At 72.9% G+C, this 23,171-nt stretch carries 23 protein-coding genes; 8 read left to right on the top strand and 15 right to left on the bottom strand.

Annotated elements, in window-relative coordinates:
* Window position 1: 1 nt before the first annotated feature.
* Window positions 2-3,394, top strand: coding sequence for an indolepyruvate ferredoxin oxidoreductase family protein (locus ACZ7OU_RS47460; protein ID WP_470260321.1), 3,393 nt, complete (start codon window positions 2-4; stop codon window positions 3,392-3,394).
* Here ACZ7OU_RS47460 and ACZ7OU_RS47455 read toward each other — a convergent pair.
* The 4 genes from ACZ7OU_RS47455 to ACZ7OU_RS47440 form a co-directional block, all read right to left on the bottom strand.
* Window positions 3,375-4,001, bottom strand: a complete 627-nt coding sequence (locus tag ACZ7OU_RS47455) for a response regulator (RefSeq protein WP_470243459.1) — start codon at window positions 3,999-4,001, stop codon at window positions 3,375-3,377. The genes ACZ7OU_RS47460 and ACZ7OU_RS47455 overlap by 20 nt on opposite strands.
* 66 nt (window positions 4,002-4,067) lie before the next feature.
* Window positions 4,068-5,042: a GlxA family transcriptional regulator gene (locus tag ACZ7OU_RS47450; protein ID WP_470260320.1), complete on the bottom strand. Its 975-nt coding sequence runs from the start codon at window positions 5,040-5,042 to the stop codon at window positions 4,068-4,070.
* A gap of 1 nt (window position 5,043) precedes the next feature.
* The gene (locus ACZ7OU_RS47445; protein WP_470260319.1) at window positions 5,044-5,553 is read right to left on the bottom strand and encodes an ATP-binding protein; all 510 of its coding nucleotides are present in this window, start codon (window positions 5,551-5,553) and stop codon (window positions 5,044-5,046) included.
* A gap of 202 nt (window positions 5,554-5,755) precedes the next feature.
* Window positions 5,756-6,397: an FMN-dependent NADH-azoreductase gene (locus ACZ7OU_RS47440; RefSeq protein WP_470260318.1), complete on the bottom strand. Its 642-nt coding sequence runs from the start codon at window positions 6,395-6,397 to the stop codon at window positions 5,756-5,758.
* Window positions 6,398-6,479: 82 nt separating this feature from the next.
* Between ACZ7OU_RS47440 and ACZ7OU_RS47435 the strand changes: the two genes are divergently transcribed.
* The gene (locus ACZ7OU_RS47435) at window positions 6,480-6,959 is read left to right on the top strand and encodes a MarR family winged helix-turn-helix transcriptional regulator (protein WP_470260317.1); all 480 of its coding nucleotides are present in this window, start codon (window positions 6,480-6,482) and stop codon (window positions 6,957-6,959) included.
* A 5-nt stretch (window positions 6,960-6,964) separates the two neighbouring features.
* Here the strand turns inward: ACZ7OU_RS47435 and ACZ7OU_RS47430 are convergent, their stop codons facing one another.
* Window positions 6,965-7,573, bottom strand: coding sequence for a SecDF P1 head subdomain-containing protein (locus ACZ7OU_RS47430; RefSeq protein ID WP_470260316.1), 609 nt, complete (start codon window positions 7,571-7,573; stop codon window positions 6,965-6,967).
* A gap of 14 nt (window positions 7,574-7,587) precedes the next feature.
* On the bottom strand, window positions 7,588-9,366 hold the full coding sequence (locus ACZ7OU_RS47425; protein WP_470260315.1) for a glycoside hydrolase family 76 protein: 1,779 nt from the start codon (window positions 9,364-9,366) through the stop codon (window positions 7,588-7,590).
* A 154-nt stretch (window positions 9,367-9,520) separates the two neighbouring features.
* Between ACZ7OU_RS47425 and ACZ7OU_RS47420 the strand changes: the two genes are divergently transcribed.
* Window positions 9,521-10,567 (top strand): serine hydrolase domain-containing protein, encoded by a 1,047-nt coding sequence (locus tag ACZ7OU_RS47420; protein ID WP_470260314.1) that lies wholly within the window; start codon window positions 9,521-9,523, stop codon window positions 10,565-10,567.
* Here the strand turns inward: ACZ7OU_RS47420 and ACZ7OU_RS47415 are convergent.
* Genes ACZ7OU_RS47415 through ACZ7OU_RS47405 form a run of 3 tightly spaced genes read right to left on the bottom strand, consistent with a single transcriptional unit; the run spans window position 10,552 to window position 12,978 of the window.
* On the bottom strand, window positions 10,552-11,139 hold the full coding sequence (locus ACZ7OU_RS47415; RefSeq protein WP_470260313.1) for a lysostaphin resistance A-like protein: 588 nt from the start codon (window positions 11,137-11,139) through the stop codon (window positions 10,552-10,554). The genes ACZ7OU_RS47420 and ACZ7OU_RS47415 overlap by 16 nt on opposite strands.
* The gene (locus ACZ7OU_RS47410; protein WP_470260312.1) at window positions 11,136-12,032 is read right to left on the bottom strand and encodes an NAD(P)H-binding protein; all 897 of its coding nucleotides are present in this window, start codon (window positions 12,030-12,032) and stop codon (window positions 11,136-11,138) included. Before ACZ7OU_RS47410 ends, ACZ7OU_RS47415 begins: the two co-directional genes overlap by 4 nt.
* A gap of 10 nt (window positions 12,033-12,042) precedes the next feature.
* Window positions 12,043-12,978: a DMT family transporter gene (locus ACZ7OU_RS47405; protein WP_470260311.1), complete on the bottom strand. Its 936-nt coding sequence runs from the start codon at window positions 12,976-12,978 to the stop codon at window positions 12,043-12,045.
* Window positions 12,979-13,051: 73 nt separating this feature from the next.
* Here ACZ7OU_RS47405 and ACZ7OU_RS47400 point away from each other — a divergent pair, with 73 nt between their 5' ends.
* Window positions 13,052-13,975: a LysR family transcriptional regulator gene (locus ACZ7OU_RS47400; RefSeq protein ID WP_470260310.1), complete on the top strand. Its 924-nt coding sequence runs from the start codon at window positions 13,052-13,054 to the stop codon at window positions 13,973-13,975.
* On the opposite strand, the gene ACZ7OU_RS47395 is transcribed toward ACZ7OU_RS47400, so the two are convergent.
* A complete protein-coding gene (locus ACZ7OU_RS47395) occupies window positions 13,962-14,849 on the bottom strand; it encodes a LysR family transcriptional regulator (RefSeq protein ID WP_470260309.1) in 888 nt (295 codons plus the stop codon). The two genes, ACZ7OU_RS47400 and ACZ7OU_RS47395, sit on opposite strands and share 14 nt — an antisense overlap.
* An 85-nt stretch (window positions 14,850-14,934) precedes the next feature.
* On the opposite strand from ACZ7OU_RS47395, the gene ACZ7OU_RS47390 reads away from it, so the two are divergent.
* On the top strand, window positions 14,935-15,879 hold the full coding sequence (locus ACZ7OU_RS47390; protein ID WP_470260308.1) for a threonine/serine dehydratase: 945 nt from the start codon (window positions 14,935-14,937) through the stop codon (window positions 15,877-15,879).
* On the opposite strand, the gene ACZ7OU_RS47385 is transcribed toward ACZ7OU_RS47390, so the two are convergent.
* The 5 genes from ACZ7OU_RS47385 to ACZ7OU_RS47365 all read right to left on the bottom strand — a co-directional run bounded on the left by ACZ7OU_RS47385 (window position 15,833) and on the right by ACZ7OU_RS47365 (window position 20,878).
* Window positions 15,833-16,651: an LLM class flavin-dependent oxidoreductase gene (locus tag ACZ7OU_RS47385; RefSeq protein WP_470260307.1), complete on the bottom strand. Its 819-nt coding sequence runs from the start codon at window positions 16,649-16,651 to the stop codon at window positions 15,833-15,835. The two genes, ACZ7OU_RS47390 and ACZ7OU_RS47385, sit on opposite strands and share 47 nt — an antisense overlap.
* A gap of 110 nt (window positions 16,652-16,761) precedes the next feature.
* Complete coding sequence (locus ACZ7OU_RS47380; protein ID WP_470260306.1) at window positions 16,762-17,592, bottom strand: peptidoglycan-binding protein; 831 nt, start codon at window positions 17,590-17,592, stop codon at window positions 16,762-16,764.
* A gap of 69 nt (window positions 17,593-17,661) precedes the next feature.
* On the bottom strand, window positions 17,662-19,755 hold the full coding sequence (locus ACZ7OU_RS47375) for a heavy metal translocating P-type ATPase (RefSeq protein ID WP_470260579.1): 2,094 nt from the start codon (window positions 19,753-19,755) through the stop codon (window positions 17,662-17,664).
* A 44-nt stretch (window positions 19,756-19,799) separates the two neighbouring features.
* Complete coding sequence (locus tag ACZ7OU_RS47370) at window positions 19,800-20,678, bottom strand: hypothetical protein (protein WP_470260305.1); 879 nt, start codon at window positions 20,676-20,678, stop codon at window positions 19,800-19,802.
* The gene (locus ACZ7OU_RS47365; protein WP_470260304.1) at window positions 20,675-20,878 is read right to left on the bottom strand and encodes a heavy-metal-associated domain-containing protein; all 204 of its coding nucleotides are present in this window, start codon (window positions 20,876-20,878) and stop codon (window positions 20,675-20,677) included. Before ACZ7OU_RS47365 ends, ACZ7OU_RS47370 begins: the two co-directional genes overlap by 4 nt.
* 353 nt (window positions 20,879-21,231) lie before the next feature.
* On the opposite strand from ACZ7OU_RS47365, the gene ACZ7OU_RS47360 reads away from it, so the two are divergent.
* The 3 genes from ACZ7OU_RS47360 (at window position 21,232) to ACZ7OU_RS47350 (ending at window position 23,038) form a co-directional block, all read left to right on the top strand.
* Window positions 21,232-22,284: a C40 family peptidase gene (locus ACZ7OU_RS47360; RefSeq protein ID WP_470243478.1), complete on the top strand. Its 1,053-nt coding sequence runs from the start codon at window positions 21,232-21,234 to the stop codon at window positions 22,282-22,284.
* A 65-nt stretch (window positions 22,285-22,349) separates the two neighbouring features.
* Window positions 22,350-22,769 (top strand): hypothetical protein, encoded by a 420-nt coding sequence (locus tag ACZ7OU_RS47355; protein ID WP_470260303.1) that lies wholly within the window; start codon window positions 22,350-22,352, stop codon window positions 22,767-22,769.
* A 68-nt stretch (window positions 22,770-22,837) separates the two neighbouring features.
* Complete coding sequence (locus ACZ7OU_RS47350; protein WP_470243480.1) at window positions 22,838-23,038, top strand: DUF3072 domain-containing protein; 201 nt, start codon at window positions 22,838-22,840, stop codon at window positions 23,036-23,038.
* Window positions 23,039-23,171: the final 133 nt, after the last annotated feature.

Below are 23,171 nucleotides of genomic sequence, written 5' to 3'. Positions count from 1 at the left end.
CGTGGAGACGTTCACGCTGGAGGACCGGTACCTGCGGGAAGCCGGGACCGTGCACCTGTCCGGGGTCCAGGCCCTGGTCCGGCTGCTGTTCGACCGCGTCCGCCACGACCGCGCCCACGGCGGCGACCCCGCCGTGTTCGTCTCGGGCTACGAGGGCTCGCCGCTGGCCGGCTACGACCTCGAGCTCGGCCGCCGCGCGAAGCTGCTGGAGAAGCACGACGTCGTCCACCGCCCCGGCCTCAACGAGGAGCTGGCCGCGACCTCGGTCATGGGCAGCCAGCTCGTCGCGGGCGCCGGCGGGCGGCGCGGCGTCACCGGGTTCTGGTACGGCAAGGCGCCCGGCCTCGACCGCGCCTCCGACGCCCTCCGGCACGCCAACCTGGCCGGCACCGACCCGCGTGGCGGCGCCGTCGCGCTGGTCGGCGACGACCCGAACGCGAAGTCCTCGACCGTCCCGTGCGCGTCCGAGCTCGCCCTCGCCGACCTGGCGATCCCGATCCTCTACCCGGCCGACTCCCAGGACGTCCTCGACCTCGGCATGCACGCGGTCGAGCTGTCCCGCGCCGCCGGGGTCTGGACGTCGCTGAAGATCGTCGCGAACGTCGCCGACGCCTCGGGCACCGCGACCGTGAGTCCACAGTGGACCGCACCGGAGATCGAACGCGCTTACCGCCACACCCCGACGTCGCGCCTGCTCGGCACCAGCCTCGCCGAGCTGGAGCGCAGCCTGTTCACCGTCCGGCTGCCGCTCGTGCTCGACTACCTGCGCGCGGCCGCCGTCAACCGGATCACTCGACGGGGTACGGCCGACCGGATCGGCATCGTCTCCGCCGGGAAGTCCTACCTGGACCTCCAGCAGGCGTTCCGCGCACTGGGGCTCGACGCGGAAGCCCTGGAGCAGCACGGCATCCGCGTGCTCAAGCTCGGCGCGATCCACCCCCTCGAACCCGGGATCGTCCGCGAGTTCGCCGACGGCCTGGACGAGATCATCGTCGTCGAAGAGAAGCGCGCGTTCATCGAGACGGCCCTCAAGGACGTCCTCTACGGCGTCCCCGGCGCGCCCGCGATCACCGGCAAGAAGGACCGCGACGGCCGGACGCTGTTCACCGAGCTCGGCGAGCTGGACCCGGACGCCGTCGCGACCGGCCTGGCCCGGCGGCTGCCGGAAGGCATCGCGTCGGTGGACGCCTACAAGGCGCGCCGCCGCCGCGAGCGCATCTCCGTGCCGCTGCTCGCCCGGACGCCGTACTTCTGCTCGGGCTGCCCGCACAACTCGTCGACGAAGGTGCCCGAGGGCACGCTGGTCGGCGGCGGCATCGGCTGCCACACGATGGCTCTGTTCATGGAGCCCGACCAGGTCGGCACCGTCCTCGGCGTGACGCAGATGGGCGGCGAGGGCACCCAGTGGATCGGCATGGCGCCGTTCGTCGAGGCCGAGCACTTCGTCCAGAACATCGGCGACGGCACGTTCACCCACTCCGGCAGCCTCGCCGTCCGCGCGGCCGTCGCCGCGGGCGTCAACATCACCTACAAGCTGCTCTACAACTCGGCCGTGGCGATGACCGGCGGCCAGGACGCCGTCGGCGGGCTGCCGGTGGAGAAGGTCGCCGAGCTGCTGCTGGTCGAGGGCGCGAAGCGGGTCGTGATCACCAGCGACGCGCCCGGGAAGCTGCGGCGCCGCAGGTTCCCGGCCGGCGTCGACGTCCGCGACCGGACCGAACTCCTGACCACGCAAGAAGAACTGGCCGCGATCGAGGGCGTCACCGTGCTCATCCACGAGCAGGAGTGCGCGGCCGAGAAGCGGCGGAAACGCCGTCGCGGCAAGCAGGAGACGCCGGCCACCCGGGTCGTGATCAACGAGCGCGTCTGCGAAGGCTGCGGCGACTGCGGCACCAAGTCGAACTGCCTGTCGGTGCAGCCGGTGGCCACCGAGTTCGGCCGCAAGACCGCGATCCACCAGTCGTCGTGCAACGTGGACTACTCGTGCCTGGCCGGCGACTGCCCGTCGTTCGTCACCGTGGTGCCGACCGGCAAGAAGCAGCGCCGGAAGCTCGGCGAGCTGACCGCGGACGCGGTGCCCGCTCCCCCCGCGTCCACAACGGACTTCACCGTCCGGATCACCGGGATCGGCGGCACCGGGGTCGTCACCGTGACGCAGATCCTCGCCACCGCCGCGGTGCTCGACGGGCGGCACGTCCGCACGCTCGACCAGACCGGGCTCGCGCAGAAGGGCGGCGCGGTGGTGTCCGACCTGAAGGTGACGGCGGAGCCGGTCGAGCAGGCCCCGAAGCTCGCGACCGGCGAGTGCGACCTCTACCTGGCGTGCGACGCGCTGGTCGGGGCGGACGCGGCGAACCTCGGCGTGGCCGACGCGGCCCGCACCACCGCGGTCGTCTCGACCACCGAAGTCCCGACCGGCCGGATGGTCGTCGACACGACGGTGTCGTTCCCGGACCCCCGCAGCGTCCTCGCGCCCATCGACACCGCGGCGGCGCGCACGGTGTCGCTCGACGCGCGCGGCCTGGCCGAGGAGCTCTTCGACGACGACCAGTTCGCGAACGTGCTGCAGCTCGGCGCAGCCTTCCAGACCGGTGCGATCGGCCTGCCCGCCGACGTCATCGAGCGCGCGATCGAGCTGAACGGCACCGCGGTGGCCGCGAACCTGCAGGCCTTCCGCCGCGGCCGTCAGCTGGTCGCCGACCCGGACGCGCTCACGGCCGCCCCCAAGGAGACGCGCCGGGTCACGCAGCCCGCCGCGCGGAAGCTGGTGCACGCGGAGCCGGGATCGGAGCTGGCGCGGCTGCTCGACGTCCGGGTCCCCGACCTGGTCGCCTACCAGGACGAGCGGTACGCGCGGGCGTACGCGGAGTTCGTCGAGCAGGTGCGGGTGCTGGAAGACGGGCCGACGGAGATCACCGAAGCGGTCGCGAAGCACCTGTACAAGCTGATGGCCTACAAGGACGAGTACGAGGTCGCGCGGCTGTCGCTCGACCCGGCCTTCACGGCGGATCTCGAGGAGCAGTTCGGCGCGGGCACGAAGTTCGCCTACCGGCTGCACCCGCCGGTGCTCCGGGCGCTCGGCATGAAGCGCAAGATCAGCCTGGGCCCGTGGTTCCGCCCGGCGTTCCGGGTCCTGCACGCGTCGCGCAAGCTGCGCGGCACCCGGTTCGACCCGTTCGGCCGCGCCGAGGTGCGGCGGGTCGAGCGCGAGCTGATCGAGGACTACCGCGGCACGGTCCTGCGGGCGCTCACGGCGGCCGACGCCGACCGGGCCCGCGTCCTGGCGCTGGCCGAGCTGCCGGACCTCGTCCGCGGCTACGAGGACGTCAAGCTGGCCAACGTCGCCCGGTACCGGGCGAAGCAGGCCGAGGTCCTCACGCTCGTAGATAACTGAGCATCGCCTGGGCGTCGTCGGGGACGCGCAGCTTCGCGCTGACGTCCCCGGCGTGCTGCCGGGCCGCGGCGGTGCCGATGCCGAGCAGCCGCCCGATCGTCGGCACGGAGTGGCCTTCGGCCAGCAGCGCGACGACCTCGCGTTCACGCGCGGTGAGCGTCGCGACCGGGTCGCCGGGGCGAGGCCGGGCCAGCTGGACGGCGACGACGTCGCGGTCCAGCACCGTGCCCCCGGCGGCGACGCGCTTCAGGGCGTCGAGGAACTCGTCCGGCTTCCCGACGCGCTCCTTGAGCAGGTACCCGGCGCCGCCCCCGCCGGCGGCCAGCAGGTCGCCGGCGTAGCCGTCTTCGATGAACGCCGAAAGCGCGAGGATCGCCAGTCCCGGCGCCAGCCGGCGCGCTTCGAGCGCGGCCCGCAGTCCTTCGTCGGTGAACGTCGGCGGCATCCGGACGTCGACGACGGCCAGGTCGGGGGCCACCGCGTCGACGGCGGCCAGCAGGTCACCGGGGTGGTCGACGGCGGCGGCGACGTCGAACCCTTCGCTGCGCAGGAGCAGGACCAGCCCCTCCCGCAACAGGGCGTCTTCTTCCGCAATGACAATGCGCACGTCGGCTGCCTCCTCGCCTCCACGTCCTCTCCCTGCCTGGATGCACGGATCGGAGGCCCGAACCGTTCAGCCGACGCCGGTGGTCCGGAAGCGGGCCCGGTAGTCGCTCGGTGTCACGCCGAGGCCGCGCGCGAAGGCGCGTCGCAGCGTCTCGACGGATCCGAAACCGGATCGCCGCGCCACGACGTCCAGGGGCTCGGTGGTGCGTTCCAGCTGCTGCTGGGCGGATTCCAGCCGCACCTGCTCGACGAACCGCGCGGGGGTGCGGCCGAGCTCTTCGCGGAACAGGCGGGTCAGGTGCCGGGCGCTGACCCCGGCGCGGGCGGCCAGGTCGCCGAGGGTGTGGGGCGCCGCCGGGTCGGCCGCGACGGAGTCGAGCACGGCCCGCAGCACCTCGGTGCGCGGGCGGCCGGTCTCCAGCCGGACGCTGAACTGCGACTGCCCGCCCGGCCGCTGCAGGAAGACGACCAGGTGCTTGGCCACCAGCCGGGCCACCTCGGCGCCGAGGTCCTCCTCGACCAGTGCGAGGGCCAGGTCGATGCCGGAGGTGACACCGGCCGAGGTGATCACCGGACCGTCCTTGACGAAGATCGCGTCCGCGTCGACGCGCACCCGCGGGAAGCGGCGGGCGAGCTGGTCGGTCAGGTCCCAGTGGGTGGTGGCGCGCCTGCCGTCGAGGACGCCCGCGGCGGCCAGCGCGAACGCGCCCGCGCACACCGACGCCGTGCGGTTCGCGCCGCCGGCCAGCCGCCGGATCTGCTCGACGAGCTCGGTGTCGGCGATCGTGCGGGCCCACTCGGGGCCGCCGGGCACCAGCACGGTCGCGCCGCGCGGGTCGGCCGCCGCGAGGTCGAGGTCGGCACCCAGGCGCGTCCCGGTGTTGGCGCGGACGTCCGCGCCGCCGGGTGACGCGGTTTTCAGCTCGTACCGGCCGCCGTGCTCGTTGGCCTCGGCGAAGACCTCGAGGGGCCCGGAGACGTCCAGCAAGCGGACGCCGTCGTAGAGCACGACGACGACGCGACAGCCGGGACGGGTGCCCACCTCAGGTCTGGCCGGACCAGCCGCTCAGCCGCGTGAGCAGGCGCTCCAGCACCTCCGGGTCCGCGGCCACCGGAGCGCCGGAGACCGGCTCGTCGACCAGGGTCCGGCGGTCCTGCCGGCGCGGCAGGCGCACCTGCTTCGCGTTCATCCCGCCCGGCAGCTCCAGCTCGCACCAGGTCGTGCGGGCCCCGCCGACGCCGGGCGTGACGCCCACGCGCTCGCCGGGCCCGGCGACCTTCGGATCCGGCAGCCCGGGCACGTCGTCGTCGACCTCGACCACCAGCACGTCGGCGCGCAGCCGCAGCCGCACCGTCACGAAGCTGGGGGACCGCGGGTCGCCGGCTTCGATCACGGTCTCGACCAGCCGTCTCGCGGTGGCGGTCACCTGCTCCAGCATCGGCATCAGGGACCAGTCGGTGAGAATCAGGCGGACGAACAGTTCCGTGACCGGCAACGCGCTCGGTTGCGCGACCAGCCGGATATCGTCCATCTGGGAGGTGTGCGCGCTCAAACCTGACCTTCCTCGCCCAGGTGCGGACCGTCCGGGTCGCCGCATCCTGCCACCCGGTCTCCGGCGGCACGGTACCGGCTGTGCTCGCGCTGCTACCGCCGGGGCCGGGGCCGGACCGGTCGAGAGTGGGAATCTGCGCGCCGAACGGTCCGGCGGGGCGCTTCCCACCCCCGGGCCCAGGGGTGGGAAGTCCGGCCGCGCGTCAGACCCGCGCCGGGGCCCACAGGTCGTCGATGGTCTTCTCCGCCGTCGCCAGGCTCGCGTCCGCCAGCGGGATGAGCTCCGCCATCGCCGGGTTCACGTGCGCGAGCGTCAGCTCCGCCGTGATGAACCGCGGCTCCAGGCCGGTCAGCGAGACGCCGTGCGGGAGCCACTGCTCGGCGTGGTCCCAGCCCTCGCGGGGCGCGCCTTCGCCGTACCCGCCGCCCCGCGACGCCAGCACGATGAACTCGCGGCCGCCGAGCAGGCCGGTCATCGTCGCGTGGTCGACCGACAGGCCCGGCGCGATGAGGTGGTCCACCCACGCCTTGACGCTGCTCGGCGCGCCGTAGTTGTAGACCGGCAGGCCCAGCAGCACCGTGTCGGCCGCCTTGATCTCGCCGATGAGCTCCCGCGTCAGCGCCCACGACGCGGCCTGGGCCGGCGTGTGCTGCTCCGGCGGGATCGCGCGGGCCGCCCCGCTGTCGGCGTCGAGGTGCGGGAGCGGGTGGGCACCCAGGTCGCGGTAGGTGACCGTGCCGTCCGGGTGGGCGGCCTGCCACGCGGCCGCGGCCCGCGCGCTGAGGCGGCGGCTCACCGAGCGGTCGCCCTGGATGCTCGAGTCGATGTGGAGGAGATGCGCCATGTCGTTAGCCACCCATAGATCGTTGATGTAAGACAAACCATTAATAGCACATCGACCGTTGAGCTGCCCATATACTGGGCGCATGACCTCGCTGCCGGTCGTCAACCAGCCGCCCCACCGCTGCGGGGCGCTGCTCGGCCAGCTCACGCGCCGGCTGCAGCTGCGCAGCGAGTCGGTGCTGACCCCGCTGGGACTGCGGCCGCGCCACCTGATCGCGCTCACGGTCCTGCGCGACCAGGGCGGCAGCTCCCAGCAGGACCTGGCGAAGACGCTCGAGATCGACGGCACGAACGTCGTCGGGCTGCTCAACGAGCTCGAGACCGAGAACCTGATCGAACGGCGCCGCTCCCCCGTCGACCGCCGCCGGCACGTGGTCGAGCTCACCGACGTCGGCGCGAAGCTGCTCGCCCGGGCGGAGTTCGCGCTCGCCGCGGTCGAGGACGAGGTGTTCCGCGGGCTGAGCGACGACCAGCGCGAGACGCTCTACACGCTGCTGCAGCAGGCGACGAACAAGACGGAGTTCGAAGCCTGCACGGAAGCCGCCAAGCCGCCGGTCTGCTGAGAGCGTCAGCCGCCGGCGATGTCGCGCGCCAGCTGCCGCGCTTCGGGCAGCGTGAACTGCCCGGTGATCTGCGTTTCCCCGCCGGTGATGGCGGACTGCACGGCCGGCGCGGTCAGGACGCGGCTCTTCAGCACCATCGCGACCTGCTTGCCGATGTTCTGCCCGGTCCACTCCGCCCAGGTCTTCGTCCCGGCGGTGGTGAAGCGGAGGGTGATGACCGGGCTCCCGCTCCGCGGATCGAGGGCGGCGTCCACCCGGCTCACGTCGGCACCGCTGAGGAAGCCGGGCGCGAGGACGTACTTGGTGCCCTGCGCGCGGTCACAGCTGACCAGCGGCAGCGCCGGGTCGTCGCGGCCGTCGAGCGGGTCCGCGCCGGGCGAGCAGTTCAGCGCCTGCGCGGCGGCCTGCTGCGTGGCCGGGTCGGTGCTCTGCCGGTCGGTCACCGAGCCGGTCGACGGCCCCGGCGGCAGCTCGGCCAGTACCGGCCGGAACCGCAGCTGGGTGCCGTCCTCGACGATGAAGCCGGTGGGCACGGCCTGGCCCGCGACCTCGGTCGTGCACCCGGTGACGAGCACGGCCACGGCCGCGAGGAGGAAGATCCGCACGCCGCTCATTCTGGCGTGCGGACCTACCCGGCCGCCAGGACCGCTTCGAGCCCGGACGCCTGGGTCCGCCAGTCCGTCACGTTCGGCGTGGTGCCGGTCCAGCGCTGGCCGATCCGGTTCAGGGAGTCCCGGTCGCCCGCCCACAGCGCGTCCGCCTGCTTCTGCGCAAAGGCACGGTAGGTCGCCGAGCCCGTCGCCGTCGCGAGATCGCCGAAGTAGCGCGTGAAGATGCCCTTGAACTGCTTCTGGTTGTCGTCGCACGAGCCCGAGCCGGTGTCGCAGGACTCGACGAGCACCCCGCCCGAGGTGAGTCGCGCCATCGCCGCGTCCGCCAAGCGCTTCGCGGCGTCCAAATAGGACTGGACGCCGGTCGCGTGCCACAGCTCCAGGAGGCCGCCGATGCCGAGGCCCTGGTTGTATGTCCAGACGGTCTGGCCGTTGTTCGCGCACGACGACGTCAAGCCGTCGTTCACCAGGTCCGAGGAGTTGATCAGGCCGCTGCTCAGGAACCAGTCGCCCGCGGTCCGGGCCCGCTGGCCCCACACCGTGTCGCCGGCGAGCCGGTTGTGCAGGGACGCGGTCAGCCGCAGGTACAACCCGGCCGTGACGGCGTTCTTGTACGTCCGCTCGCGGTTCCACCAGACCCCGCCGCCGCAGCTGCCGGTGTCCCAGAACCCGTGGACGTAGTTCGCGATCGTCGTCGCCTCGGTGAGGTAGCGCGGGTCGTGGGTGCGGTCGTAGACGGCGATCCAGGCCAGGCCCCACCACCCGCTGTCGTCGATGGCCCGGCTGACGAAGTCGCCCTCGATCGCGTCGGAACTCCTTACCCCGGCGGGGAAAGCGGCACGGTTGACATCGAAGGTGCGGGCCAGCGCGGCGTCGAACCCGCCCGCGTCGGCCACCGCCGTCACCGCGACCGCCGAGTTCCACCAGCTCGACGGCCACCACGCGGTGTACGGGTCGTAGGACCACATCAGGGCGTCGAGCGCGCCGGCGGCACGGGTCGTCGCCGGGCGCGCCCAGGCCGTGCAACTCCCTTGCGCGTGCGTGGCTTCGCGGCCGCACGCCCGCACCGCGCCGCCGTAGAGCCGGCCACGCGGATCCCGCGTCGCGAACGCCGTGGTGTGGGTGCCGGTGGCGCCCGAGGCGACGCTCGTGCGGCCCAGCGAAGAGCCGTCCGGCCAGCTCGCGCCGGCGTCCCAGGAGCGGTCGAGCCAGATCTCGTCGCCGGCGCCGCCCGCTTCGATCCCGGCCCAGGCCATGCCCTTGCCGTCGAAGTGGAGCCGGATCGTGCGGCCGAAGAGCGTCGTCGGTGCTACCGGCTGGCTGTCCCCGGCGCCCGGGGCGGTGCGGTCGCACGCGGCGTCGCAGACGTCCGGGTAGATCCACGCGGTGCACGCGACGCCCTGCGCGTCCCCGCACGCCCGGACCAGTCCCCGGTGGTGGTGCTGCGGGTCGGTGAGGTTGTACATGAGCGTGCGGGTGCCGGTCCACGTACCGGGGATGGTCGCTTTGCCCAGCAGGCCTTCCCAGGTGGCGCCGCCGTCCCACGAACGGTCGAGCCAGACGGCGTCACCGGCGACGCCGTTGTCGATGCTCGCCCACGCCATGCCGTCGGGGTCGGAGGCGTGCAGCCGCACGACACGGTTGTTGATCACCTTGTCGGGCAAGGGAAAGCTCTCCCGCGCGGCCCGCGCCGGGTCGAGGGTGTCGCACGAGGTCACGCACACGGCTGTCGCCGCGGCGGCCGGGATCGGGGTCAGAGAACCGAAGACGAGCAGGAGCACGAGCAATGTCCGCATCGACATCCCTCTCCACGCACGGGGGTTCGTCCCAGCATAGGAAGCTCGCGGCCGGTTTTGAAGTTTTCCGCCCGGTTCTGGCTCGTTCCGGACAAAGGTTCTCCACCACTAAAATGAGTGGTGCGACCCGTCCGGACGGAGTTTGCTGGCCGCCGTGGCTGACACCTGGGGAACGTGCGAAGACCGGTTCGGCAAGGTGCGCGACGTCCTGGCGGCGTCGCTGGACACCGACGACGTGGGCGCCTCGGTCGCCGTGTTCGTGGACGGCGAGCCCGTCGTCGACCTGTGGGGCGGGTACGTCGACACCGCGCGCACGGTGGCATGGGAACGCGACACCATCACCAACGTCTGGTCCACCACCAAGACGATGACCGCGGTGTGCGCGCTGGTCCTCGCCGACCGCGGCGACCTCGACCTCGACGCGCCGGTCGCCGAGTACTGGCCCGAGTTCGCGGCCGCGGGCAAGGAAAAGACGCTGGTCCGGCACCTGCTCGGGCACACCGCGGGCCTGCCGGACTTCGACGGACCGATCGCCGTCGAGGACCTGTTCGACTGGCCGGCCGTGACGGCCCGGCTGGCCGCGCAGGCGCCCGCGTGGGAACCCGGCACCGCGGGCGGCTATCACTCGGTGACCTTCGGGTTCCTGGTCGGCGAAGTCGTCCGCCGCGTCACCGGGCGCAGCCTCGGCACGTTCTTCGCCGAGGAGGTGGCCGGCCCGCTGGGCGCCGACTTCCACATCGGGCTGGCCGCCGAGCACGACCACCGCGTCGCGCCGCTGATCCCCGACCCCCGGGGCGACCGGCCGCCGGGGTTCCTGATCGGGGTGTCGGACTCGTACTCCGAAGCCTGGCGGCGCGCGGAACTGCCCGCCGTCAACGGGTACGGCAACGCCCGCTCGGTCGCGGCCGTGCAGTCGGTGCTGGCCTGCGGTGGCGGCCGGCTGCTGTCGCCGGCCGGCGCCGAGCGGGTCTTCGAGGAGCAGTTCCACGGCGAGGACCGCGTCCTCGGCGCGAAGATGCGCTACGGCATGGGCTTCCGCGTGGAAGGGCACACGTGCTCGTGGGGCGGCTGGGGCGGTTCGGTGGTCCTCGTCGACGCGGACCAGCACCTGGTGGTGTCGTACGTGATGAACCAGACCCTGTGGGAAAACGGGTACGACCGGGGTCTCGGCGTGGTGATGGCCGCCTACGAAGCGTTCTGATCCGGCGGGAAGAGGCGCGGCATGAAGGCCAGCATGAGCGCCGACCACACCACGTGCGTCAGCACCGGTGCCTGCAGCCCGCCGGACCGGCCGCGCTGGACGGCGAAGAGCGCGCCCATCACCGTCGAAGCCAGTACCAGCGCGGGGTTTCGCGTCGCCGTCGTCGAAAGGACGTACAGCGCCGTCGATCCGCGGGAGCCGAACGCGTCGTACAGCGCGCCGCGGAAGAAGAACTCCTCCGCCGCGCCCGTCACCAGCGTGGTCGCCACCACCGAGGGGGTCGAACCGCGGTGCGCGTGGGAGAGCACCCCGGCGATCGCGCGCCGCAGCGGCGGGATGCGGCGGGACACCAGCGCGCAGCCGTAGAACACGCCGAACGCGCCGGCCCCCGCGAGGACCGGCTGAGCGACGTCCGGGCGACCGCGTTCCACCGGCCCCGCGCCGGCGAACCAGGTCGCCGCGACCGCCGCCGTGAGGACGTGGAACCGGCGCGAACCCGGCCGGCTGGCCAGCGACGCGCCGAGCAGGCCGGACCCGGCGGCCGTCACCCCGGCGAGGAGCTTCTTCCTCACGCGGGCCGCCGGCTCTTCGCCCGCTCGCCCAGTGCCTGCAGCACGGCTTCGTCGTAGCCCATCGGCTCGAACTCGACGATCCGGCGGATGGCGTCGTCGCGGACGACGACCTCGTTCGTCATCGAGTCGATCAGCGCCCGCCCGGTGGTGACGTCGATGTCGGTGACCAGCGAAAGCCAGTACGACGAGAGCCGGGGCGAGAGCAGCGGCACCGGCAGGATCACCAGCGGCCGTCCCTCGATCGCCGCGACCCGCTGCAGCATGTCGCGGTAGGCCAGCACCTCCGGCCCGCCGATGTCGAACGTGCGCCCCGCCGCTTCCGGGTGGTCGAGCACGCCGGCCAGGTAGCGGACGACGTCGGCGATCGCGATCGGCTGGGTGCGCGTGCCGACCCAGCGCGGCGTGACCATCGCCGGCAGGTGCTCGACCAGCTGGCGGGTCAGCTCCCACGACGTCCCGCCGTGCCCGATGACGATCCCGGCGCGCAGCACGGTCACCGGCACGCCGGTCTCCCCCAGCAGCCGCTCGACCTCGCGCCGGCTGCGCAGGTGCTCCGAAAGCGTGTCGTCGTCGTCCCCGAGGCCGCCGAGGTAGACGATCCGGCTCAGGCCGACGTCCGACGCCGCCCGGGCGAACGCGCGGGCGGCGTCGGCGTCGCGGCGCTTGAAGTCCGCGCTGTCGAGCGAGTGCACCAGGTAGTACGCGGCTTCGGCGCCCTTGAGCGCGTCCCGCAGGGAACCGACATCGGCGACGTCGCCGCGGACCGGCGTCCCGGCGCCGTCGTACTTCGCCGGGTGCCGCGTCATCGCGAGGACGTCGTGCCCCGCTTCTTCCAGCGCCGGGCACAACCGGCCGCCGACGAACCCCGAAGCCCCGGCCACCAGTACACGCATACCGGCGACGTTAGCCGCGACGGTCCCGGCCCGCAGATCCTCCGCGGCGGGTCCGCCCGGCGAAGCAGACCGCGGCGACCACGCTCGCACAGCCCACGAGCTGCGGCACGCTCGGCGTCTCCCCCAGCAGGCCGATGCCCAGGAGCACCGCGCCGACCGGCTGCAGCAGCATCAGCGTCGCGCCGGTGGTGGCCGACATCCGGGGCAGCGCGGCGGAGATGAGAATCCAGCCGATCAGCTGACCCACCACGGCGAGTGCGACGAGCCAGCCGAACGTCGCCGGGCTCGGGCTCAGGTCGAGCGTACCGGTCGGGAGGCCGAGCACGACGGCGACGACCCCGGCGGAGATCGTCGCCAGCACCAGGGACTGCGCCTGCGCGCCCGCACCGCCGCTGAGCCGGATCAGGAAGAGGTAGACGGCGTACCCCGCACCGGCGAGCATCGCCGCGACGGCGCCGGTGACCGGGTCCGGGCCGAACGAGCCGCCGCCGGCGAACCCGCCGGCCAGCACGACGCCGCCCAGCAGCACGGGCACGGCGAGGACGAACCGCTTCGCCGGGCGTTCCCGCAGGAACGCGAACGCCAGCAGCGGCACGATGATCACCTGGACGGCGAGCAGCACCGTCGCGATGCCGGCGCCGATCCGCGGGATGGCCTCACCCCACAGCACGAAGTCCAGGCCGAGACCGGTGCCGGCCAGCAGCGGGAGCAGTACGCGGGGCGCCGGGCCGGACTTCCGCCGTTCCCGCACGGCGAGCGCGACCAGCACCGGCAATGCCAGCAGGCAGCGCCAGAACGCGCTCGTGCTGCCGCTGGCGTGCGAGACCTTGATGAAGACCGACGACAGGGAGATGCAGAAGCTGCCGAGCGTCGCGAGCAGCCGCGGGTCGAAACGCTCCGTGAACGGCGCGGGGGTGGTCGTGGGGCGGGGCGCGGTCGTGGTCACGGTTCCAGCCTGCGGGTCACGACTGTCAAGGACAAGCGAATGTTTCTGCGTGGAATTCGGTAGCATTTCTACCGTGTTGGGAATCGAGCGGATGCGCGCGCTGCACGCGGTCGCCACGCACGGCTCGGTCGCCGCGGCGGCCGCGTCGCTGCACGTCACGCCGTCGGGGGTGTCGCAGCAGCTGGCGAAGCTGGAGAAGGAAGCCGGGCAGCGGCTGCTGGAGCCGCGCGGCCGGGGCGTCCGGCTGACGAAGGCGGGCCAGGTGCTGGCCGGGCACGCCGAGCGGATCCTGGCGCAGGTCGCCGAGGCGAAGGCCGACCTGGAACTGCTGCGCGAGGACGTCATCGGGCCGCTGCGGGTCGGCGCGATCCCGACGACGGTGCACGCGCTCCTGCCGCCCGCGCTGGCGACGCTCGCCGCGCAGCACCCCCGGCTGGCGGTGACGCTGCACGAGGGCGAGGCGGAGCAGACGATGCCCCGCGTGCTGGCCGGCGACCTCGACGTCGCGGTCTTGGAGAGCTGGGAAGACCGGCCGACGGTGCTCCCGCCGTCGACGACGCGGATCGCGTTGTTCTCCGACGTCGCGGACCTCGCCCTGCCCGCCGGCCACCGCCTCGCGCACCGCAAGACGGTCGACCTGTCCGAAGTGGACGACCTGCCGTGGATCGGCTGGAGCCTGGGGTCCGGCTGCTACGAGTGGCTGGTGCAGGTGCTGCGCAAGCAACGGCTGGAGCCGCGGATCAGCTGCACGGTCGGCGGCTACCCGACGCAGCTGGCGCTGGTGGCGGGCAACGTCGGCGCGGCGCTGGTGCCCCGCCTGGCCCGCGAGCCGCAGCCGGAGGGCGTCCGGATCCTCGCGACGCGCCCGGCGCTGACCCGGACGATCTACGCGATCTGCCGGGCGGGCGAAGAGGACCACGGCGCGGTGCGCGCCTGCCTGGACGCGCTGAGGGCCGCCTCGGCGCGGTTCTCCGCCCGGGCGTCTACTGTGGACTGAGCCGCTCGACCATCTCGGTCACCAGCTTCCCCGGGCGCCGGTGATGCACCAGGAAGACGTCCCGTGCGGGCTGGGCGTCGGCGGCGTCGCGGACCTCGATCCGCGCCGGGCCCATCCGGGCGAGCACGCTCTCCGGCACGAACGCGACCCCCAGGCCGGCTTCGACCAGTGCCAGGATCACCTGGTAGTCCCGGGTTTCGTAGGCCACGGTGAGGGTGACCCCGGCGGCGTCGGCGAGCTGCTCGAGGCAGCCGCGGTTGGGCACGCCCGGACTGCCGGAGATCCAGTTCTCCCCGGCCAGCGCCCGCAGCGTGAGCCGGCGGACGCGGGCTTGCGGGTGGCCCTCGGGGAGGATCAGCCGGAACCTTTCCGAGCGCAGCAGCGTCCGCGTCAGCCCGCGCGGGTCGGGCAGCGGCGCGCCGGGGTAGCGGTGGGTGATCAGCAGGTCGAGGTCGCGCGAGCTGACCAGCCCGTACCCGTCGGGCGGTTCGAGGTCCAGCAGCCGCAGCGCGACCGCGGGGTGGTCGCGGCGGAACCCGGCGAGCGCGGCGGGCACGAGCGTCATGCCGGCGCTGGCGAACGTGCCGACGGCGAGCTGGGCCGGTTCCTCGTCGAGCAGGGCGCGGACGGTCCGTTCGGCGGTGCGCAGCTCCCCGACGATGGTCTCCGCGTGGGTCAGCAGCGCCTCCCCGACCGGCGTGAGCGTGACACCGCGCGGGTTGCGGTGCAGCAGGGGCGCGCCGACGTCGCGTTCGAGCTTGCCCAGCTGCTGCGAGACGGCGGACGGCGTGAAGGACAGTCGCTGGGCCGCGCCGGCGATGGACCCGGCGTGCGCGACCTCGGCGAGCAGGGCCAGGCGGTGAGCGTCGAGCACGGGAGCCTCCAGCCGTAAGCGTCGCTAACGCCAGCATAGGAGACGTCGCTGGTGCTTACGGCGGTCCGCGCGCATGCTGGTGCGCATGATCAGCATTTCGGATGTCGAGCGGGCCGCCGCGCGGATCGAGGGTCACGTCCGCCGGACGCCGGTGTTCAGCGACGACGGCGTGTGGTTCAAGCTCGAGCACCTGCAGCACACCGGGTCGTTCAAGGCCCGCGGCGCCTTCAACCGGATCATCGCCGCGGGCGAGCTGTCGGCGGCCGGGGTGGTGGCCGCGTCGGGCGGCAACGCGGGACTCGCCGTCGCCCACGCCGCCCGGGAGTTCGGCGTGGCCGCGCGGGTCTACGTCCCGGTGACCGCGCCGGCGGTCAAAGTGGCGAAGCTGCGGCAGCTGGGGGCGGCCGTCGAGCTGGTCGGCGACAAGTACGCGGACGCGTACGACGCGGCGGTGAAGGACGCGGCGGACCGCGGCGCGCTCTTCTGCCACGCGTATGACCAGCCGGAGATCTGCGCCGGCCAGGGCACGGTGGGCCTCGAGCTCCTGGCCGACGTCGAAGCGCTGGACACGATCCTGGTGGCGGTCGGCGGCGGCGGGCTGCTGGCCGGCATCGCGGCGGCGGTCGAAGGCCGGGCCCGCGTGGTCGGCGTCGAACCGCGCACGGCCCCGACGCTGCACGCGGCGCTGGCGGCGGGCTCACCGGTCTCGGTGGAGGTGTCCGGCATCGCCGCCGACTCCCTGGGCGCGTCGCGGCTCGGCGAGATCGCGTTCGCGGTCGCCACCCGCACTCGTGTGGGCTCGGTGCTGGTGGACGACGCGGCGATCGTCGCCGCCCGGACGGCCTTGTGGGACCGCTACCGTCTGGCGGTGGAGCCCGGCGGAGCGACGGCATACGCGGCGCTGCTGGCCGGCGCTTACCGCCCGGAGCCGGGCGAACGCGTCGCGGTCCTTCTGTGCGGCGCGAACACCGACCCGGCGACGCTCACTTCCCCGACAGCCGCTCCACCAGCGGCGCGAACTCCTCGATGAAGGCGCTGTTGACGCTGACGTAGGAGACGCCCAGTTCGTCGCGCCGCCGTTCCAGCTCGGCGGCCATGTCGTCGACGCTGCCGCGGAGCATGGTGAGCGAGTCGTGCTCGATGAGCGTCTCGGCATCGACCCCGATGAAGCCCCGAATCCACGGCGGCACCTGCTCACCGACGACGAAGATGTTCAGCCCGAGCTCGATATCGCGATCCCCGGCGGCGGCCCGGATCTCCGCGACGTAGGAGGCCATCTCGTCCCGGGTGGTCAGCACCCCACCGGCAAGAGTGACGATGTCGGCTTTCGCCGCGGCGAGACGCCGGGCCTTCGGCCCACCGGCGGCGATCATGACGGGGGTGTGAGCGTCACCATCGAGCCGGCGGACGTGGTCGACGGTCTCGGAGATCGAGTCGAGCCGTTCCTGGCCCGAGCCGTAGGGCAGGCCGAGCTCTTCGGCCTGCTGCCGCATGGTGGGCAGGCCGGTCCCGAGCCCGAGTTCGAACCGGTTGCCGGTGACGACGGAGAGGCTGTGCGACTCCCAGGCGGCGGCCCGAGCGGTCCGCAGCGGGCTGGCGAGGACAAAGGACCCGACGCGCAGCTCAGTGGTGACGGCAGCGGCCGCCGCGAGCGCGGCGGTCGGAGTGGGCAGGTTGAGGTTGTCGGGGCAGAGCAGGGTGGAGTAGCCGAGCTCCTCGGCCCGCCGAGCGGTCCGCAGCCATTTCGCCCCGCCTTCCATCGCAGCGGCGACCACGCCGAACCGGAACGCCTTGCCGGCCATCGAGCACCCCCAGGTTTGTTGGTACTTCGATCAAACCACCGCTCGGGCCGGGTGTGCCAGTGCCGGGGCGCGGTCCGATCCCGCGCCCCGGCACAGCCACACCCGCGGGATCAGCCGCGCTGGTACTCCTCCCACGTGACCTTGGTGACCGCGGGACCGTCGTCGGCCCCGCGCCCGGCGAGCCCGTTCATACCCAGGTAATAGTCCCCGGTCTGGTGCTGAGCCCCCGACGAAAGGTCCGGGTCGGAGATCGCCATGGCGTGGATGTGGTAGTCGAAGCCCTGCGCCGGGGTGCGGTACCACGCCGCGAAGCCGACCTTGCGCAGCGCCGTCAGCAGCTTCGTGCGGGTCGTCGACGACATGCCGGACACCGAGATGTCCAGCGCTCCGCCGCCGTCGTGGGTGCCGGCCGACGCGTCCACTCCGCCCGGGTTGTAGCCGCCCTGGGTGAGGGTGACCGTGCTGCCCGCGATCCCTTCGGCCGCCGACAACATCGCCTTGGTGCGGGTGTTCGTCGTGACCCCGCGGTAGGCGATGCGGCTGCCCGCGGACACCGGGGCGGTCACCGTGTACCGGCCCTCGCCCAGCTTCTCCAGCGATGTCTTGCCCGGCAGGCCGGACGCGTCGATCCCGGTGTACCCCAGCGACTTCTGGTACTGCGAGTACGCCGTGATCGTCGTGGTGCCGAAGTACCCGTCGACGTACGTCGCGGCCAGCAGGCCCTTCGCCTGCAGGGCCTGCTCCACCAGCAGCACGCTGTCGTGCGCTCCCGGGGTCTGCGTGTCGTCGGCGCGGCGGGGGTCGATCTGGGCCGCCTTCAGCACGGCCTCCATGTTGGCCGTGGGCAGCGCCGTCGTGGCCGCGGGCTCGGCCTGAGCCGGTGCGGCCACGGCGAACGCCGCTGCGGTGAGTGCCGTGAGCACGGCGGCCTTCGTGAACATCCCTGTCCTCCACTGGTCGGAATCCTTACCCGCCCAGCATCACCCGGCCCGGTACAAGGACCGTACAAATCACCCGGCCGCGAACCGTCGCAGACGCAGGCTGTTCGTGACGACGAAGACCGAGCTGACCGCCATCGCCGCGCCGGCGAGCATCGGGTTCAGCAGGCCCGCGGCGGCCAGCGGCAGCGCCGCGACGTTGTACGCGAACGCCCAGAACAGGTTGCCCTTGATCGTGCGCAGCGTCCGGCGGGACAGGCGGATCGCGTCGGCCGCCGCGCGCAGGTCGCCACTGACGAGCGTCAGGTCGGCCGCCTCGATCGCGACGTCCGTGCCGGTGCCCATCGCCAGGCCCAGGTCGGCCTGGGCGAGCGCCGCCGCGTCGTTGACGCCGTCGCCGACCATCGCGACGACCTTGCCGTCCTCCTGCAACCCGCGCACGACGTCGGCCTTGTCCTTCGGCAGCACCTCGGCGATCACGCGCTCGATGCCGACCTCGGCCGCGACCGCCCGCGCGACCGCGGCGTTGTCGCCGGTGAGCAGCACCGGGGTCAGGCCCAGCCCGCGCAGCCGGCGGACCGCCTCGGCGGACGTCGGCTTGACGGTGTCGGCCACGGCCAGCGTGCCGCGGACCTCGCCGTCCCAGGTCACGGCGACCGTGGTCAGCGCGCTTCCGCCGGCGGCCCGGCCGATGCTCACCGCGCGTCCCTCGACGACGCCTTCGACGCCCAGCCCCGGCGTGCTGCGGAAGTCCGTCACGGGTGGCAGCGTCCCGAAGCGCTCCCGGGCGGCGTCCGCGATCGCCCGGGCCACCGGGTGCTCGGACGCGGCTTCGACGGCGCCCGCGAGCCGCAGGACCTCGCCGTCGCCCTCGACCAGCGTCATCCGGCCGGTGGTCACGGTGCCGGTCTTGTCGAGCACGACGGTGTCGACGCGGCGGGTCGACTCCAGCACTTCCGGCCCCTTGATGAGGATGCCGAGCTGCGCGCCGCGGCCGGTGCCGACCAGCAGCGCCGTCGGCGTCGCCAGGCCCAGCGCGCACGGGCAGGCGATGATCAGCACCGCGACCGCGGCCGTGAACGCGGCCGACGGCGTCGCGTCCGCGCCGAGCCAGAAGGCGAGCGTCGCCACGGCCAGCGCGATGACGATCGGGACGAACACCGCCGAAACGCGGTCCGCGAGCCGCTGGACCCGGGCTTTGCCGGTCTGCGCCGCCTCGACCAGCCGGGCCGTCTGGGCCAGCTGCGTGTCGGCGCCGACGCGGGTGGCGCGGACGACGAGCCGGCCGCCGGCGTTGACCGTCGCCCCGGCGACCGCGTCGCCCGGCCCGACCTCGACCGGCACGCTCTCGCCGGTGAGCAGGCTCGCGTCGATCGCGGACCCGCCGTCCTCGACGACGCCGTCGGTGGCGACCTTCTCCCCCGGCCGCACCAGGAACCGGTCGCCGACGACCAGGTCGCCGACGGGAATCCGCTGCTCGCCGCCGTCGCGCAGGACGGCGACGTCCTTAGCGCCCAGATCCAGCAACGCCCGCAGCGCGGCGCCGGCGCGGCGCTTCGAACGGACCTCGAAGTAGCGGCCGGCCAGGATGAACGTCGTGACGCCGGCGGCGACCTCGAGGTAGATGGCGCCGTCCCCGGCCATGCGCTCGATGGTGAGCTCGAACGGGTGCTTCAGGCCCGGCGTGCCCGCGCTGCCGAACAGCAGCGCGTAGACCGACCAGCCGAACGCGGCGAGGGTGCCGATCGAGATCAGCGTGTCCATCGTCGCGGCGCCGTGGCGGAGGTTGGCGAACGCGGCGCGGTGGAACGGCCACGCGCCCCACACCAGCACCGGCGCGGCCAGGACGAGCGAAATCCACTGCCAGTAGGTGAACTGCCACGCGGGCACCATCGCCAGGGCGATCACGGGCACCGAAAGCACCGCGGAACCGACCAGCCTCTGCCGCAGCGTCAGGATCGGGTCGTCTGGTCGGAGTTCCGGCTCGGCCTCGGGCAGCGCCGCGCCGTAGCCGGCCGCTTCGACCTGCGCGACGAGGTCCTGCGGAGCGACCTCGCCGCCGTAAACGACCTTCGCCTTCTCCGTGGCGTAGTTGACGGTCGCCGTGACGCCGTCCAGCTTGTTGAGCTTGCGTTCGATCCTCGCCGCGCAGGACGCGCAGGTCATGCCGGTGATGGCGAGTTCGACGTTCTTCGCTTCGAGTTGCAGCGTCACGAGTGCGCTCCTCCCCCGGTGGTCACGGTGAATTCGGCGGTGCGGACCACGTCGCCGTGGCGGAAGTCCAGGAACATCCGGTAGGTGCCGGCCGACGGCACTTCGGCGATGAACGTCACGGCCGCGCCCGTGCGGCCGTCCGGGTGGACGTGCAGGTACCCCAGGTCGCCGCCGCGCAGCGCGACGAGGTGGCCGTAGGCGCCCAGGTAGGGCTGCAGGTCGGTGACGTCCCGGCCGTCCTCGGTCACCGTCGCGGTCAGGCGGGACGAGCGGCCGGGAACGAGGTCGCCGTCGAGCCGGACGCGGTAGCCGTCGACGTCGGCGACGCGCGACTCGCGGTGCTCGACGGGCTGGAAATCGCCCGGCGCGACGAGGTCGACGCCGAGCGTCTGCGCCGGTCCCCCGGTGGGCGTGAAGTCGGCGAAGGCGCGGTAGCTGCCCGCGCCGGCGACGGTGATCGGCACGCTCCACGTGCCGTCGGCGCCGAGGCCGGGGTGCAGGTGTCGGTAGCCGCTGGTGTCGCGGCGAACGACGATGAAGTGCATCCGCTTCTCGTGCTCGACGTCGTAGGCGGTCACCGGGGCGCCGTCCGGGCCGGTGATCCTGAAGGTGAAGTTCGTCGTGGTGCCCGGGGTGAGCGTCGTGCCGGTGGGCGTGAGGGTGTAGCCGCCCGCGGCCGACGCCAGCCCGCCGGGCTGGTGGTTCGCGGCCTCCGCGACGGTGCCGCCGTGGACGTCCCCGTGCACGGCGTCCTCGCCGCCGTGCCCCCCGGCCGCGCCGGGGAAGGGACCGACGGCGGTGCCGGCCACCCAGGCGCCGACGGCGACCAGGGCGAGTGCCGCACCGTAGGCGGAGAGCTTCGCTGCGGTGTTCATGTCAGCCGGTACCCCGCTTCTTCGACCGCGCCGCGCACGTCGGCGACGGAAAGGTCTTCGCTGCTGCTGACGGTCACCGCGCCGGTGGCCAGCTCGACGGTGACTCCGGTGACGCCCCCGAGTCCGCGGATCTCCTCTTCGACCGAGCGGGCGCAGTGGCCGCACGTCATGCCCGTGACGGTGTAGGTCGTGTCTGCCATGACTCATGGATACCCTAGGGGGGTAGGGTAAGCAAGTGCGACGACGACATGTAATCCCGGTCACAGTCAATCCGGTTACCACTGGTCCAGCCGTGTTTCTCACCGTCACGGAGAGTTCTCAGAGGGGGCCCCTGGACGTTGCCGTGCTCGTTTCGTAACCTGTTCGAGATCTCGCGGCCCCCGGTCGTCGATGAGACGGCGACGCGAGATCGCCGCCGATACCCCCTGCTGGGTACCGGACCCCACCGCGTGCTCTTCCTGTTGCGGTCGAGCACGCGCCGGACACGGGCGAGGCCCCCGACTCGCCCCCGGTGCCCGACGGCGGCCGATAAGCAAAGGAGACCCGCGCGAGAATGCGTTCGCATCCCGTCAAGCGCGTGGTGTCAGGTGCCCTCGCCGCGGCCTCGGTGATCACTGTCATCACCATGGCCCAGCCGACGGCCACCGCCGCCCCCATCCCCGTCCTCCAGGCCCCGCCCACCGGGTCCGACGCCCTCGCGAAGTACCGCGACCTCTCGGCCCAGGCGGAGAAGCTCAACGAAGACCTGCTCAAGGCGAAGGACGACCTCACCGCGAAGCAGGGAGAACTCGACAAGGCCAACGCCGACGTCACCGCCGCCAAGGACTCCGGCGCGCAGGCCATCGAGGCCAAGCAGAAGTACCAGGGCCAGGTGGACAAGTTCGCCGGCGCGTCGTTCACCAGCGGCGTCCAGCTGAACAAGCTGTCGGCGCTGCTGGCCGGCACGTCGACGCAGGACTTCCTGGACCGCTCGGCGGCCCTCGAGGTCATCGCGACCGACAAGAACGCCGCGATGGGCAACCTCAGCGGCGCGGCCGCGAAGGCCACCGAAGCCGAGAAGGCGGCGACCGACGCGGCGAAGCGGGCGACCGACGCCCGGGACGCCGCGGCGAAGCTGGCGTCGGACATCGAGGGCAAGAAGAAGAACCTCCAGGCCCAGATCGACCAGATCGAGGCCCAGGGCAAGACCCTCAGCACCGCCGACAAGACCGCCCAGAAGGACACCGGCGGCAAGGCCCCGACCGTCAAGGCGGCCACCGCGGCCGCGCAGAAGGCGGTGGACGCGGCACTGAGCAAGCTCGGCAGCGCCTACGTCTACGGCGCCACCGGCCCGAGCACGTTCGACTGCTCCGGCCTGATGCAGTGGGCCTACAAGCAGGCCGGCATCACGCTGCCCCGCACGTCGTCGGCGCAGGCGGGCTTCGGCACGTCGGTGCCGCGCGACCAGCTGCAGCCGGGCGACCTGGTCGCCTACTACTCCCCTGTGTCCCACATCGGGATGTACATCGGCGACGGCAAGATGGTGCACGCGCCGACGAGCGGCGACGTCGTCAAGATCTCGCCGCTGCTGAAGGAGTACGCGGGAGCGACGCGGCCGACGGCCTGACGCTCATTCGTCAATGCCCTGTTCCGGGAGGTGTAGAACGCCCGGGACGGGGCACCTTCCGTTCTATGGTCGACAACTACGACGCCGCCACGATCACGGCGGTGGGCAAGGTCATCGAAGCGTTCGAGACGGTCGAACGCGCGCGGGGCCACCTCTACACGTTCCACCAGCTGACGGGCAACGCGGACCTCGTGCTCGACGAGGCCGTCGAGGCACTGGAGAAGGCCGGCCACGCGGACTGGGCACGGCGGATCTCCGAGGAGCTCATCGGGCTCAACGTCGTCCCCGACCGGTGGACGTTCCAGGTCGTCGAGGACTACGACGACGGCTACTACCGGACATTCCGCGACTTCCACCGCGAGCTGCTGGAATCGTTGAACGACGGCCGCCGCCACGTGCCGGAACAGCGAATGAAGGACGAGCGCCGGACCCGCGGCCGGCCGGGCCACGAGGCGGGCCCGCCGAGCACCCCGCCGGGCCCGTGACCGGCGATTGTCGGACCCTTGCGCTAGGGTCGGAGTCGACCCGAACAGACGTTCGAATGGAGACTGTGATGACGGATCAGGTGGAGCCCAACCCGGAGAAGGACCCGAGCGACTGGACCACCGGCGACGAGCCGATGACCGGGCCGCAGAAGTCGTATCTGCAGACGCTGGCCCAGGAGGCCGGGGAAGAGGTGCCGGAGGGGCTGACGAAGGCTCAGGCCTCGGCACGGATCGATGAGCTGCAGCAGACCACCGGGCGGGGCAGCTGAGGGTTTGACAGCGCTGGTGACCGGTGCGCGCGGTGAGGTCGCCGCGGGCAGCTCGGCGGTGGGTCAGGCCGCGCGGCGCTGGGTCAGACTGCGGCGGGGAGCGCGGCGCCGGGTCAGGCCGCGGTGGTAGCGC

Source organism: Amycolatopsis sp. NPDC114505 (genome assembly GCF_055633615.1).
This window is presented reverse-complemented; position numbering and strand designations above follow the sequence as displayed.